Annotated in this window: 15 protein-coding genes; 4 read left to right on the top strand and 11 right to left on the bottom strand. The window is 42.7% G+C overall.

Annotated features, from left to right (window positions below; genetic code table 11):
- Nucleotides 1-414: 414 nt before the first annotated feature.
- Together HCR01_RS35005 and HCR01_RS39545 are read right to left on the bottom strand one after the other, a co-directional pair.
- Nucleotides 415-1,254, bottom strand: coding sequence for a response regulator (locus HCR01_RS35005; protein WP_193200519.1), 840 nt, complete (start codon nucleotides 1,252-1,254; stop codon nucleotides 415-417).
- A 516-nt stretch (nucleotides 1,255-1,770) separates the two neighbouring features.
- Complete coding sequence (locus tag HCR01_RS39545) at nucleotides 1,771-2,028, bottom strand: hypothetical protein (RefSeq protein WP_226889975.1); 258 nt, start codon at nucleotides 2,026-2,028, stop codon at nucleotides 1,771-1,773.
- Between the two features lie 12 nt (nucleotides 2,029-2,040).
- Here HCR01_RS39545 and HCR01_RS35000 point away from each other — a divergent pair, with 12 nt between their 5' ends.
- A complete protein-coding gene (locus HCR01_RS35000; protein ID WP_320073247.1) occupies nucleotides 2,041-2,568 on the top strand; it encodes a hypothetical protein in 528 nt (175 codons plus the stop codon).
- A 265-nt stretch (nucleotides 2,569-2,833) separates the two neighbouring features.
- Here HCR01_RS35000 and HCR01_RS34995 read toward each other — a convergent pair whose 3' ends face one another.
- On the bottom strand, nucleotides 2,834-3,124 hold the full coding sequence (locus HCR01_RS34995) for a hypothetical protein (RefSeq protein WP_226889972.1): 291 nt from the start codon (nucleotides 3,122-3,124) through the stop codon (nucleotides 2,834-2,836).
- Between the two features lie 227 nt (nucleotides 3,125-3,351).
- On the opposite strand from HCR01_RS34995, the gene HCR01_RS34990 reads away from it, so the two are divergent.
- Both HCR01_RS34990 and HCR01_RS34985 read left to right on the top strand, forming a co-directional pair.
- Complete coding sequence (locus tag HCR01_RS34990; RefSeq protein ID WP_193200518.1) at nucleotides 3,352-3,765, top strand: hypothetical protein; 414 nt, start codon at nucleotides 3,352-3,354, stop codon at nucleotides 3,763-3,765.
- A gap of 48 nt (nucleotides 3,766-3,813) precedes the next feature.
- Nucleotides 3,814-6,321, top strand: a complete 2,508-nt coding sequence (locus tag HCR01_RS34985; protein WP_193200521.1) for a tetratricopeptide repeat protein — start codon at nucleotides 3,814-3,816, stop codon at nucleotides 6,319-6,321.
- 99 nt (nucleotides 6,322-6,420) lie between these two features.
- Here the strand turns inward: HCR01_RS34985 and HCR01_RS34980 are convergent, their stop codons facing one another.
- The 7 genes from HCR01_RS34980 to HCR01_RS34950 form a co-directional block, all read right to left on the bottom strand.
- The gene (locus HCR01_RS34980; protein ID WP_193200517.1) at nucleotides 6,421-7,050 is read right to left on the bottom strand and encodes a DUF488 family protein; all 630 of its coding nucleotides are present in this window, start codon (nucleotides 7,048-7,050) and stop codon (nucleotides 6,421-6,423) included.
- A 1-nt stretch (nucleotide 7,051) separates the two neighbouring features.
- Nucleotides 7,052-7,513 (bottom strand): DUF1392 family protein, encoded by a 462-nt coding sequence (locus HCR01_RS34975; protein ID WP_193200516.1) that lies wholly within the window; start codon nucleotides 7,511-7,513, stop codon nucleotides 7,052-7,054.
- Entirely contained in the window at nucleotides 7,510-8,973 is a 1,464-nt protein-coding gene (locus HCR01_RS34970) for a DNA cytosine methyltransferase (RefSeq protein WP_193200515.1), read from the bottom strand. Before HCR01_RS34970 ends, HCR01_RS34975 begins: the two co-directional genes overlap by 4 nt.
- Entirely contained in the window at nucleotides 8,970-9,362 is a 393-nt protein-coding gene (locus tag HCR01_RS34965) for an ASCH domain-containing protein (RefSeq protein ID WP_193200514.1), read from the bottom strand. The genes HCR01_RS34970 and HCR01_RS34965 overlap by 4 nt, the downstream gene beginning before the upstream one ends.
- Before the next feature lie 41 nt (nucleotides 9,363-9,403).
- Nucleotides 9,404-10,753: a replicative DNA helicase gene (locus HCR01_RS34960; RefSeq protein WP_193200513.1), complete on the bottom strand. Its 1,350-nt coding sequence runs from the start codon at nucleotides 10,751-10,753 to the stop codon at nucleotides 9,404-9,406.
- A 2-nt stretch (nucleotides 10,754-10,755) separates the two neighbouring features.
- On the bottom strand, nucleotides 10,756-12,201 hold the full coding sequence (locus HCR01_RS34955; RefSeq protein WP_226889968.1) for a hypothetical protein: 1,446 nt from the start codon (nucleotides 12,199-12,201) through the stop codon (nucleotides 10,756-10,758).
- A 121-nt stretch (nucleotides 12,202-12,322) separates the two neighbouring features.
- Nucleotides 12,323-13,129 carry a DUF5131 family protein gene (locus tag HCR01_RS34950; protein ID WP_193200512.1) on the bottom strand — a complete coding sequence of 269 codons (807 nt, stop codon included), beginning with the start codon at nucleotides 13,127-13,129 and terminating at the stop codon, nucleotides 12,323-12,325.
- A 45-nt stretch (nucleotides 13,130-13,174) separates the two neighbouring features.
- On the opposite strand from HCR01_RS34950, the gene HCR01_RS34945 reads away from it, so the two are divergent.
- Nucleotides 13,175-14,134 carry a cytosolic protein gene (locus tag HCR01_RS34945; protein ID WP_193200511.1) on the top strand — a complete coding sequence of 320 codons (960 nt, stop codon included), beginning with the start codon at nucleotides 13,175-13,177 and terminating at the stop codon, nucleotides 14,132-14,134.
- 65 nt (nucleotides 14,135-14,199) lie between these two features.
- On the opposite strand, the gene HCR01_RS34940 is transcribed toward HCR01_RS34945, so the two are convergent.
- Nucleotides 14,200-14,481 carry an MT-A70 family methyltransferase gene (locus HCR01_RS34940; RefSeq protein ID WP_193200510.1) on the bottom strand — a complete coding sequence of 94 codons (282 nt, stop codon included), beginning with the start codon at nucleotides 14,479-14,481 and terminating at the stop codon, nucleotides 14,200-14,202.
- Nucleotides 14,482-14,560 lie beyond the last annotated feature (79 nt).

Raw genomic sequence — 14,560 nt, 5'->3', positions numbered from 1 at the left:
AAGAATTACAGTAAATCTCGCCCTAGAGGAGAAGAAGAGACTTGAGAACTACTGTGCAATGACCGGAAGACCAGCGACCGATGTAGTTAGGGAATTAGTCCGCTGTTTGGAAGTAGAGTCAGAAGTATCTGTGAAAGTGAATGCCAACCAAGGGAAAAATACAAATGTTGCAGCTTGAGAGCAGATCAACATCGGTCAATCACTAGGCAGGGTAATTGAACGGTGATTCACAATAATCGCAGAAAAACTATGTGCATTAAGGGTTGTAGGTAGTTTGACAATGTAGAAAGCCCCAGATAGGGTTGAAATCTCTTATAGAGATTTTAAAATTTCTTTATAAAATTCCAATACTCAAAACTGCTCTGGACAAACATAAATTCTGACTTCTGACTCCTGGGTACTGAATTCTTGCGTTTAATTATGTTTTTGATAATTAGTTCTCCATTGAAGTGGACAGATATTATAGTATTGACGAAAGTGTCGGGAGAAGTGACTTGCGGTTTGATAACCTAGTGCTGTAGCAATGCTTTTTATACTTTGGTTGCTATCCTTAAGTAAAAGTTGTGCTGCTACCATTCGGCGCTTGAGAATCCAAGTATTTACCGTCATTTTAGTTTCTTTTACTATTAAGCTGGATAAATAAGCCGATGAATAACCAACTGCAAGGGCTACATCAGATAAACTAATACCTTGGTGATAGTTGGCTTCAATAAAATCAAAAACTTCTTTTAATTGAATAATTGAAGGATAGATAGATTCTGAATTAATCAATGAAGCTGATGTTTGAGAAACTTGACTTGGGTTATTAGTATACCATTGCTTAAGAATAGCTTGCTTTTCTAACCGAACATTGATAGCTGCAAATAAATCTTGAAGCTCACAAGGTTTAGTAAGATAGTCATTTGCTCCCAATTCCATGCCTTTACGTATAGCTAATTGATGATTGCTGCAAGTTAGAAAAATGAAAGGAATAATTGCACTCAAGGGGTCTTGGCGCAGTTTAGTTAGAACAGTGTAACCATCTAAATCTGGCATTAGAATATCGCAAATTATCAAGTCTGGTAGGTATTTTTTTGCTTTCTCTATCCCAAGTAGTCCATTGGGAGCACTTATGACATTAAAACCTGACGCTTCAATAGTTTCTAGAAGGAGATTACGGATAATTGGATCATCTTCAATTATTAAAATTGTTTGACTGACTTGATTGTGCTGATTTAGAGAATTATTACTTGAAGATAGGGAAGCCAAACTCATAGATACTAGGCTGGTATTTGCTTGACACTTACAAGCTAGTATCTCATGGGGAATAAGTTTATTTACCCGAAAGCTGATATTTAAGTAATGAAGGCAATTTTTTGTTAATAACTAATGTATTTTCAATTACAGTGCAGAGATAAAAATCGCCTTCTTCTCCCCTGTTTAAACTTTCTGCCCCCCACAGCGCACCGACACCAAACTCCCCTAATTTTCAATTGTCCGCGACAACTCCCGGTTGCCACCGTTAGGAGGCGAGGTTGTACATTTGTACTGGAGTTGCGATCACCACATCTGCAACAATCTCTACATTCTCCCAGCCGGGAGTCAGATAGTCGTAACTCTTGACCCCGCCAAGTAGCTCAGGAATGGTCAAATGCTCGGTAATAGATTTGACTGCGGTAAGGGTACTGTCATTGTCAGTACCTAAAGAGACTGGTTTTCAGCTTGGTAAAATCAAGAGTTACGTGGGACGAAAAACCCGTATTTATCAAAGCTTCTATCTGCTTTACGCTTCTAGAAAGGTGGGACGAACTCAACATCAACTAGCTGGGGAACAGCCACATAATAACAGCCTTGTTTATCCATCAAACCATCAATTTGTAAAAAACCTGTTGGAACTTTTGTTACATAAGCGTTGATACTCCCCCCGGCTCTAACCGTGGGATTCTTCAAGTGAAGACTGTGGAACTGCAACAAACAGCGATCGCAACTTTGGTATAAAAGTAAAAAGCGATCGCATTTGTAGAGCAACTGCCGATTGAGAAGTTTCACGGTATTGGAGAGGTGACAGCCGCTAAGATGCACTCTCTGGGTATTCATACTGGCGCAGATTTGAAGGAACGATCACTCTTGGAGTTAACACACCACTTTGGTAAAGCAGGGCAATACTACTATAAGATTGCCAGAGCAGAAGATGACCGCCCAGTTGAGGCTAATCGGGTTCGTAAGTCCATTGGTGCAGAAACCTCATTTGCTAGAGATTTAAGTGACCATAGTGAAATGTTGCAGGAACTCGAACAGATTGCCCAAATTGTCGAGCAACGGTTAGAGCAGCATGAAACGCGAGGACGCACATTAACTCTGAAAGTTAAGTTCTCTGACTATCAGCAGTTAACCCGCAGTAAGACAATGCTTGCTCCCATTAGCGAACTTTCTAGGATTTTTGAGATAGCCAAAGCACTGTTTGAGTCGATTGACCCAGAGAACCGCAGTATTAGGTTACTGGGCATTTCCTTGTCTAATTTAGATAATGCCAAGCAAACCCAAGTAATTCAATTGCCACTATTTCAGAACAGAGGTGTCATTTTTTAGTGATTGGGCTGTCTGGGCAGTGAAACCACATTCCTATGCTTTAGTAATTATTTATACTATATAAATATCAATATTTACCTAAATATTTAAAGCACACCTTCATTTGAACTTACTAGATTTTTGCTACAAAAAATCGCCAACAAGCTTGCAGTATATAGATAAAAACTTACTACATATTTTTATTTTGCATAGGAATAATAAAAATTATAGCTCTACTATTTGTTAAAGCTAATTACTTTAGTTCGCTGTATAACTTAATGCTAGCTTACCCGCAAAAGTCATCCACGCGGATATCGCGCCATACATCAGACACCTGCCAGCCAGAGTTACCTACGGAGCGCAGAGGACGATATTCAGGGATGTATGCAGCAGATTCAGGTATTTCGATGTATGCGGGTAGTGTGGGTTCAACTACTGGTTCTAACTCAACTAGGGGTTCAGGAACTTGGATCTCAGGTTGAACAATTTTGTCTTCTGGGGGCGGGATTACTTCTATTTTTTTGCGAACTGGTTTTTCAATTTTTTTGATGAGTTGGCGCATCTCTATAGGATTCATTCGGGTTACACAGGGTAGGATATTCCAGAATACAGTAAGTTAGAACCAAATCCGACAGATTTTACTGTTTGTTGTATGGGTGCAGATTGCTTGCAGGGAAAGGGAGCGCCTTCATCTGCCACTTGATAGTTATGATAGCGTTGCTAATTTTAGTACTCGATTACGGAATTGCTTAGAAAAGCAGTGTATATTAAGTAAAATATGCTGCTCAATGAGGTAAGTAGTAGATGGAGCCACTAACTGCTGGTGCGATCGCAACTCTTGTTTTAACCAAGGTATCTGAAACGACAATTGAGAAAGCTACAGAAGCAACCTTAGCCAAGATAAAAGTGCTACGCGACAAAATTTGGCACAAGCTACGAGGTCAGCAAGAGGCAGCAACAGCTTTTGTAGAGGTAGAAAAAGGATCTTCAGCAGATTTAAATAAGGTAGTTGGTTACTTACAAGAGGCAATGAAATCTGACCCAAATTTTGCTCAAGAAGTAGAAAAATTAGCTACGGAGATTCAACAAGAGATAAATATTGGACAGATCAAAGGACAGAACGTCCAAAATGTGTATGGTGGAGAAGCGCAACAGAATAACGCCAATAACAATTTAGGGACAATTTATCAAGGCTACAATACGATATATAATCATTGACCGGAGTCGTCCTTTGGGGAAAGGACAAAGTTAAATCCTCCAAATAATATTGTATTTCAAGGTTCTGCCAATTTTGTAGGGCGAGAGCATGAACTAAAGATATTAAGTGAAAGGTTGCCAAAATCAGGTGTAGTAGCAATATCTGCTGTATCAGGTATGGGAGGAGTGGGCAAAACAGAATTAGCAATACAGTATGCACGAAGATATGAAGCAGATTATCCAGGAGGTGTCTGTTGGTTAAGTGCTAGAGAATCAAATCTAGCATCGCAAGTTGTGCAGTTTGCTAGTGAGCAGATGGAATTGTCAATACCACAGCAGGACTTTCAGGGAAATCCACTGAGTCTTACTCAACAAGTAAGTTGGTGTTGGCGAAACTGGCGACCGTCAGAAGGCTTAGTTTTGGTAGTTCTAGACGATGTTACAGAATTAGGAATTTGCCGAGAGTTATTGCCGAGTGGTAATCGTTTTCGTGTGCTGATGACAACGCGAAAACGAAATTTAGACTCAAATATTTATGAGATACCCTTACATGTACTGTCACCACAAGAAGCTTTGCAGTTGCTAACAGTGTTAGTGGGTGAAACGAAAGTCAAACGGGAATTAGAAACAGCCAAAGAGTTATGTAAATACTTGGGGTACTTACCTTTAGGCTTGGAATTGGTAGGGCGGTATATAACGAAAAAACCCCCCAATTGGACTATAGCAAAAATGTTGCAGCGGCTAAAGGAGCAGCAATTAATTAAGGATGAAGCGCTCAACGTAGAACAGCAAAAATTACAAAAGACACTAAGTACAGCGCAGCGAGGGATATTAGCAGCATTTGAGTTAAGTTGGCTGGAACTGGAAGAGACAGCACAAAATGTTGCTATGCTGCTGGGTTTATTTGCACCAGAGATTTTTTTATGGGAATGGGTAAAATCAACTGTTGAATTACTTCAATGGGTTTCGAGTAATGCTGATACAGCAAATGAACAACTATATGAGCGTCATTTGATTCAAGGGATAGAAGACACAGATGGGAACTATAAAATCAAAATTCATCCTTTAATCCGGGAGTTTTTAAAATACAAGTTATCAGCCTCAGAACAAGCTGATGATTTGAAACAGGCTTTTGTAAAAACATTTATAGAAATTGCCCGGGAAATCCCTAATTCACCAACTAAAGAGAACATTAAATTAGTAAAAGATGCAATACCGCATCTAGCCGAAGTAGCGCAAGATTTAATTAATATAGTCAGCGATGAAGATTTGATTTGGCCTTTTATTGGTTTAGGTAATTTTTATCGGGGGCAAGGTTTGTATGCTCTAGCAGCATCTTGGTATGAGCAATGCTTATCAGTACTAGAATCCCGCTTAGAAAAAAAACATCCTTTAGTAGCTACTATTCTTAACAACCTAGCTGAACTTTACCAAGCAACTGGGCACTATATTGAAGCCGAACCCTTGTATAAGCAAGCTTTAGAGCTTTATCAACGACTGCTGGGAGAAAAACATCCTTTAGTAGCTACTATTCTTAACAACCTAGCTGGACTTTACCAAGCAACTGGGCGCTATATTGAAGCCGAACCCTTGTATAAGCAAGCTTTAGAGCTTTATCAACGACTGCTGGGAGAAAAACATTCTTCAGTAGCTACTATTCTTAACAACCTAGCTGGACTTTACCAAGCAACTGGGCGCTATATTGAAGCCGAACCTTTATGCCAGAAAGCACTGACACTAAGAAAACAGATATTGGGAGAAAAACACCCCGATGTCGCTAGCAGTCTCAACAATCTGGCTGAACTCTACTTTGACATTGGACGTTATACTGAAGCTGAACCCTTGTACGAGCAAGCTTTAAAGCTTTGCAAAGAGTTACTAGGGGAAAAACATCTAGATGTAGCCACCAGCCTTGGAAATTTAGCTAAACTCTACAAAGCTACTGGACGTTATGCCGAAGCCGAGCCGTTGTTTAACCAAGCTTTAGAGATTTGTAAAGAACTGCTAGGAGAAAAACATCCTTTGGTAGCTACCAGTCTTAATAACTTAGCAGAACTATATCGTGTTATTGGGTGCTATACCGAAGCCGAACTGTTGTATCAACAAGCTATAGAACTGTATAGATGCATACTAGGAGACGAACATCCAGATGTAGCTACTGGGCTTAACAATTTAGCGTCACTTTACTATGTCACTAAACGCTACACCGAAGCGAAACGGTTATATGAACAAGCTCTGGAATTGAAAATATTTATACTAGGAGAAGAACATCCAGATGTAGCTTTTACCCTTGGCAATCTAGCTGAAATTTATCGTAGCCTTGGACACTACAACCAAGCTGAACGTTTGTATGAAAAAGTCGTGGAACTTTTTAAACAGACATTAGGAGACGAGCATCCTAATATCGCTAGCACTTATAACAACCTGGCGGTACTTTACAAATCCCAACAAAGGTATAGAGAAGCTGAGACTATGTATGTAAAAGCAGTGGGAATTGCAGAACGAAGTTTAGGACTAGAGCATTTTAATACAGTTACTTTTCGTAAAAATTTGGAATTGTTGCGAGATTTGTTCTAGAAGATAATGTGACTAGGAGCTAAGAAATCGGGGGATTTGCATGAAGTGAGCGCCGTTGCTGATCTATTAGCACCCTCACCCCCAAAAGACACTCCACCCTCAGTCTGACATCGCCGCCGCCAACCCCCGGCAGCCGCCCCGATAGAACTCCTGTTGTAACCCCGACAGAACACCCAAAATCCCCAGTTCAGACCAATCCCCAAAATCTTCGCCATGCAGAGATACTCGGTAGTAGCCGCACTCTAGGCTCACGCACTGCACAGGAAAGCCGGACTCGTGGCATTTTTCGATCAGACTTTTGACTTGAGGTGGATAAATTGCCTTACCGCCTGGGATTATAGTCAATTGAGGTTTTTGAGCAGCGTTAATTTCCCCGCCCCAATATTCTGGTAGATACGTCTGTACTACTTCTTCGCCCACCTGATGCCGATGACAGAAGTCGCCAGATTTCTCGAAGCAACACAGCGTAATATCTGCACTCGCTGAGCGTTGTTTGCGTACCCACAGATCAATCAGCTGTTGCCGGGAGTTTAGAATCTCACGGAACTGGCGCTTGTACTCTTGCTGCGCGGTGGTATCTTTCGCTGACGATTTCCACCATTTGAGCAATTCAGGAGTAGGAGCGAACAACGGTAGATGCCTGCCTTGAAAGCCTTTTGGTGGATAGAGCGAGATGGAAACAGCCTCGCCCTTAATAGTCCCAGTGTAGTACGCCGTATAGATAGTCACACTACACCCTCACTAAGTCGGTATCTGTAACCCAAGCCCTGCGATCGCCTGATGTACAAAGCTTGCCATCGCATTCGGTCAGCGATGGAGATGCCCACTCGACGGTATAAGTCCAAAAGTCGTCTATCAAATGAATGCCTTGGACAATACGAAGTTTGCTGACATCTTGATTACAGCGAAACACTACTCTTTGTCCTAATGTAAATACGGGCTTGTTTATGCCTAATTCTAATTTTCCTGTGCCACGAAGTTGTAATGCTGGCACATAAATCACTTCATTATCAATGGCAACAGCATAGCTCCAATCATCCTGCAACCATTCAACTCCACAGCAGTAGCCGAATGATTTGGTGGTGGTGAGGTAGACTCTCTCCAGTAGGCTGATGGTGATTGGCGGAATATCTTTACCCCAGGGTGGAGAGATGTACCAGCACTGTTCTAAGTCGTGGACAAGATTAGTCATACTGAGGCTCCTTGTAAGATACTTTGTATAGACATGAATAATTGGCTGGCGAAAGAAGGAGGGACAGAATAGCCGATGACTGACCCCGCCGTTGCCGTCTCGCTGGGGAATTCGTACCAATCAGGAAACCCCTGTAAAACTGCCGCGCCCTGAATAGACAAAGATTTGACCGTACCATCAGGCAACCAGATGTCAGCGAACTTGTTGCGGTTGCAGCCCTTGTGGTCGGTGAAACTGCTACGCAGAATAGTGTTGCAAGGTAAATGCCCAGGCTTGTACTTCAGTCCGTTGCGCCCTCCAACTCTCTCTAGTAGCAATGGTGTGGGTACGCCCGTCGCCAGAAATTGTTCTACCGCTTGCTGTTGTTTGGGCAGTAATTGGGAATCGGGCATTGTGGGAATAAGATGGGCGATCACCTCATACCAACCACAAGATTCACTCTCCCTTGGTAGTCCAACCTGAGAACCCTTACTTGCAATCAGAACTAACCGCCGCCGCGCCTGGGGCAGTCCAAAGTCAGCCATATTGACTACGCTGTAATCAACCAGATATCCCTCTTGCTCCAAAGCTGACAGAATAATACTGAAACTCTGACTGTTCTGATAGCGTGGTACATTTTCCAGTGTGAACACCCGTGGCTGTAACTGTCCGATAGTTTCAGCCACTGCGATCGCTGCCGTCAGGTCATCGGTAGTTTCGCCACCCTTACCCGCTTTAGCTGTATGAGCTTGGCTGAAGTTGGCGCACACTGGGGAGGCATGGAGGTAATCGGGGCGGCGGGGAAAACCTATGAATTCTGACTGTGCTACTTCTTGTACTGTTAGTTGGACGACTCTACACCCGTATTCGCTGAAGTTGTGGTGATGAGTTTTGGCGATCGCCCGACTTAGTTCTGGTTTAGTTGGGTCAAACTCTACTGCAATGACCGGACGAATCCCGGCTTGCACCATCCCCGCTTCAATCCCACCGCCACCCGCGAATAGCACAACAGCGATCGGTGCATCATTTGGAAGAACTGGTTTTATTTTTGTGTTATCAAAATTTTTGCAGACATCTAATTTTGGTGATGACTTTTTGGATTTCGCTTTTTTGATAAAGGCGATGATATTCTCTCGTGTTGCCCTCTCTTGTTGCAGTGTCCGAATCATTGGAACAGCGCCAGGAGGAATTGAACCTATACTTTTGCCTTTCCATGCCCCGTTTATCTTCTCTTTCCAATTGAATGCCCATCGCCAATGAAAGGGATTATTCGGGTCACGTTCACCAATCACACGGGGATAAGAAACAGTCTTCCCATCAAGTAGCTTTTTAGCTTCGAGGTACTGATAAAGACAACCGACTGATTCCCCGTGTGAGGCTTTGACCCCTTTCTCTAAGAATTTTTCGGGTGTTGCAGATAACTCAACTATTACTGATTTTGGCTTTGGAAGTAGCGTATGGCTTGGGACTGTTTTAGTCATGCAGCCACCTCCATGACCAAATCATCGGGTACTTCAAAAATCCCCAACCGCCCAATGTAAGGAATCGGTGTAATCTCTCGCGGATTCTCCAGCTTCCAATGGTACTGAAGAGGCATCCCCCAACCAGACGCAACTTGTGAGAACTTGCAATCTACTATTGTGACAATACCGATGACTTGGCCGCGACGGAGCATTTTTAACTCTGGGATAGACACACCCATGCTTTGAAAGAAGATAGAGGCGATTTCATATTCCTTCTTGGTACACTTTTTCGCTGCATGGATGAGAATATCACCTCGGTAATTGATGGGCCAGCCACGATTTTCTATGTTTTTGATGGAGTAAATAATTTCCCATGCCCAAGGCTGACGAACGGATAGCGCTTTCATATATCGACCTCTAAAACTTTAAAAAAGTTCATTGCATCAAATTATCTTGCCAAGTTCAAAAATTTCGAGGTCGATAAATCGCACAACATTGTTGCAGTGCCGAGCTTACCGTAAAGGCGGTTTTTCTCAACAATCAACTCGATAGTGCGATCGCTGGGGTCTTTCGTATACACGGCATCGCGGTAAAGCATGATTAACTGGTCGCAAACCTCAAAGATTTCACCAGAATTACGTAACAGATGACGATTGGGGCGTTTATCAGCCGTTGTTTGATTCCCCCGATTGATTTGACAGCCCAAGAAAACAGGGATTTTGTGAGACTTGGCAATGTCCCGAATCTGGCGGGTAATCTTGCCGACTTCAAAAGCCATGTTCCCGCCTGACTTCAGAGGAATCTGTTGCAAGTAATCAATAAACACAGCACCAATAGAACCACCAAATTCGGCAATAGCACGGCGCACAGCAGAAGCAATCATTGTGGTTGTAGGGGAGGAATGCTCGTAAACCTTCCAAGGCAGTTCCACCATCTGTCCTATACCTTGTGCTATTTGCTCCCAGTAACATTGAGTATTGGTTTGAATCATAGAAGCGTCTACGCCTGTGATCCGGGCTAGCATTCGGGCATTGAGTTGATTCTTGTCCATTTCTGGAGTTACATAAAGAACAGGCAAGCCAAGTTTGGTCATGATTTCGTAAGCGTAAGAAATCATAAAGTGAGTTTTCCCCATGTGCGACTCAGCTGCTACTACAACTAAGCTGCTGGGATAAATGCCACCGGTGATATTTTCGAGGTCATACCAGCCAACTCTGTCACCTGCCATATTCCCCATCTCCAACTTTTGAAAAAGTTCAATGCCCATGTCTTGCGCTGAGAAAACCTTGCAGCGTTCATCGCTTTGATTTTGGGTAACGGTGAAAACTTCCGCCTCAGCAAGGTTTAGTACAAGCGGTAGTTCAGTTTCTGTTTCGTAAGCGAGTTTGACAACTTCGTTCCCAGCTTTAATTAACTGCCGCCGTCGATATTTCTCCATCACCAGATCAGCTAAAGAATCGATGTTGACGGCTGATACAGTGCGGTCTATCAGAGTCGCTAACTTGTTTCTGCCACCAATGCGGTTTAGCAAATTGTGGTCAGCCAACCATGCGGTGACGCTTAGTAAATCTGTAGGTTGGTATGTAGCATGGAGTCGGACTGCGGCTTGATAGATATCTTTATGGGCGCTGATGTAAAAAGCTTCAACGCTTAGGCGATCGCTGATTCTAGTTATCGCTTCTGGGTCAAGCATAATCCCGCCCAAAATAGCTTCTTCAGCTTCGATATTTTGTGGAGGCAAGTTGACTTGATTTCGGTCAGGGGCAAAAGAAACTACATTGTCTTGATTAGGGTGCATAATCATGCTCTTAGTGCTAATTTTAACTGCCCTTCAACTTCTCGCAAATTCGTGGAAGATGGTCTGGTGTTGCTCGGAACTTTTGGCTCATTTGCTTTGGCTTGAAGTTTTGCCTTTAGCTCCAGCATTTGTGGGCTGTGCTGATACCCATTGGATCGAACCCGAATGGATTGCTCTTGCTGACGGCGCATTCGGTCTTGTGCTAAAGCATCTTCGAGCGTGATGCTAGTGGTGTTACTTGGTCTTTTTGCCGTAACAGTATGCAGTTGGGGTAGGGGCTGTTTTTCTGTTTGCAATGCTTGGTTATAGCGCTGCATCAGGTTCGTCCACCCACCCTTGGTTTTCTCCCAGGTGTTCATGACTGCGATCGCATGAGTAATTTCGAGTTGTGCCGAGAGTTTCGATTTCGTGGCTAGTTCTTGCGCTAGGAAGTCCACGACTATCGGGTTGAAGTTCTGATACAAGTTATTCAGCTTTCGCTCTCCATTGCGCCAAGGTAAAACCCAGCAATTCCACTTGATTGTTTCTCTGACAAGCAGTGGTAGAGAATCATCACTCATAGCAGTTGGGTCTGTTAACCAAGCATCAATCAGTTCTTTCACGTTCCGGGCTGTCTTGTAGGGACAGGTTAGTTGCGGCTTATTCGCTTGTTCGGATTTATCGGAGCCTAGACCTGAAAAACTGCCAGCCTTCATAACCTCTTGATTAACCGTATTGACAACACGACTATCGCAATAAGGCTGGCAGTTTTTTGCGGCAAATTCGTTATCGAACGACCCCGCCGCAATAGTTGATCCTCTTGAGGGATTATCGGTTTGTTGCGAAGACTCGGAATTTTTTAACAACGAAGTGGGTTGTTGTGGAGTTGGTTCTTCTGGGGTTGATTCTTCTAAACTTGGTTTTTCTGGAGTTGGTTCTTCAAGATTTAGCTGTTCAGTTTCACACACACACGATTCTTGGGTTTGGGGAGCAAATTGAGTATGTTTTTCTTCTTTTTGGTTTTCTCTATATTGTTCTTCTAATAGAGGGGTTGATTCACCACCTCTGGTTCGACCACCTCCGGTTTTGGCCCCCCTGGTTGCGCCATCCCCTAAAAACAAGTCACTGGTCAATTCAACAGGTGGCAAGGATTCTCGAAAAGCGATCGCTGAATTGGTATCCTTGAAAATGTGATACTCAAAATCAAATAACCCCGCTTCAGTGCGAATTTTTCTTCTGACTAAATAATTTTGGATTTCCGCAGTTTTGAGAATCTTGCGTAATTTGTCTCGACCATAACCCAATGAGTTTTTAATGCTGTTGAAATTCACCTCCCAGCCTTGGGTGTGTGATGTCATCCAGCAAATTAATCTGAATGTGCCATCATCTATTTCGGAGTTACGGATTAAAGCATTGGATACTGGTGTATAATGCGTACTGAGAGATTTACCTGCTATAACTTTGCTCATAAACACCTCCGGCAACTTTGTAGCAACTCATGATGTAAACTCATATTTCTAATCTGCACCTTGCTAAAATCTACAGTTTATTTTTCCCTCGCATTGTTTCTAACAGGCGGGGGATTTGCTTTTACTCATGTATAGAAAAAGGAAATTCTCTAATCTGTAATTCTTGTGGAAACTCTTCAATGTCTCCTCCCTTCTTGTCGCGGGTTTTAAATCGCTGTCCCCCAAATATTGCATTCGCCCCCAACTGCTTCACAAACACAGATGTTTTAGCTGCGTGACATTGTTGGACAATTGATTCGAGCCATTCGATGTGGCATGGTCTGGAATTTGGGCCAGACTCACCACCAATAATGACTAACTGAACATCATTCAAGTATTGAGTGATATCGCCTAAATCTTCTAGCAATGGTTCAACTGACCAAAACCTAGTTAAAGCCGGAATCTGAGCAAGAAATTGACTACGTTCTTCTAAAGTGCGGCGATTCTCAATCGAAGTTCCTGGCCAAATATTAGAAGGTAATTCCTCTAGCCCATGATTAGAGAGCCATTCATTCATAGATGACAGCATAATTTCTGGGCGTTTGGTGAGAATCTGAAATATTTGATCGGGAGCAGCGAACATTCCGCCTAGCATCTCATGTTGCCAAAAACGCGGAACCCACTCACCAAAAACATCGGTCATTGAAGAAACGAAATGCTTTTTAGGTTTCCTTTGGAATCCCCATTTCCGAATAGCTTCTGTATCTAACACTAGCTCTGGTGGTTGCCCAGAGTATGGTTGCTTGTTTCCGCCAAAGAAAGAATTTTGATTCAGCTTTTCGCTATAGCAATTTTTACACCCCTCTGAGATTTTTTGACACCACCAACCGCCGACTTTGGCACGGATGATATTATCTGTTAAGTCTGTCCATTCTATGTTTGTTGGCATGATTACTTCTCTCTTTCTTTTTAACTTGAAATTGAACAGTTGAGTATGACTAATAAAACACCTCAAACGGAATATGATTCACCGTGGAAGCAGATACTACAGTTGTATTTTGAAGACTTCATACAATTCTTTTTTCCGCAAGCATATAGAGAAATTGATTGGAGTCGTGGTTTTGTGTTTCTTGATCAGGAGCTACAACAGGTAGTCAGAGATGCGGAGTTAGGAAAGCGATTAATTGACAAATTGGTGAAAATTTACCGCATTGGGGGTGAAGAATCTTGGCTATTGATCCATGTCGAAGTCCAAAGCCAAGAAGAAAGCGATTTTCCGAAACGTATGTTTGTATACAACTATCGAATATTTGACCGTTACGATCGCTCTGTTGCATCATGTGCGGTACTGGGAGATGACAATATAAACTGGCGACCAAATCAATTTGGTTATGAATTGTTTGGCTGTACAGTTGATTTTCAGTTTCCTGTGATCAAGCTGCTAGACTATCAACAAAGGTTGAGAGAGCTAGAAGCCAGTCGTAATCCATTCGCTACAGTGGTAATGGCTCACTTGGCTGCAATGCAAACCTTGAGTGATAGGTTACAAAGAAAGCAATCAAAACTGGCTTTAGTACGTCGGCTATACGAGCAGGGGTTTGAACGTGAGGCTGTTATCAACCTCTTGGCTTTTATTGACTGGATGTTGACGCTACCATTAGATTTAGAGCGAGAATTTCAACGGGAAGTAGAACAATTAGAGGCAGAACAACGTATGCAGTACGTGACATCATTTGAGCGAATTGCCCGAATGGAAGAATTGGTAGAAGCAATAAAATTAGGCTTGGAACTCAAGTTTGGCCCTGAAGCATTAAACCTAGTGCCAGAAATTTCATCGTTGGAAGACGTTGAACTATTAAGAGCAGTGAGAAATGGGATAAAAACAGCAAATACAGTCGATGAATTGCGTCAAATATACCAGTCCTCTACAACTGACAATCTGCCAGAAAATTAGCATTGAAGAATTTAATATTTAGTTTTCTAGGTTCAGTACACTTTAAGTGCTTAAATTAGCTCTAATTAAGCACTTAACGGAGTATCTCCATCACGTCCCTCAACAGGCTGATCAAACTTCAGAGCCTCATCACCCCAACAATCCCAGCCAACTCTAGACTCGCGTGCGAACATCTCCAGCTTGCTTATGTCTGGACACAGTTTGTCTACAAGTTCAAAAAACTGTTCGGGCTTACGCGAATGCTCCCGCCGTCGTGCGCGCAGGATTGTCGAATCATTGGTGAGTGTCCGCCCTGCAAATGCCTTAACATCGCCTCGAACTGCCAAAGCACAATAGACCTCTTGCAAAAGTCAGTTAAACAGATTCGGTTTTGGGCAGACGAAGTTCATAGTTGTACAAACCAGCTATTAGATTAAACCTTAAGCC

The organism is Nostoc sp. MG11, from assembly GCF_014904695.1.
GTDB lineage: Bacteria > Cyanobacteriota > Cyanobacteriia > Cyanobacteriales > Nostocaceae > Komarekiella.
Note: the sequence above shows the minus strand (reverse complement) of the source record. Positions and strands in the feature narration are given on the sequence as shown.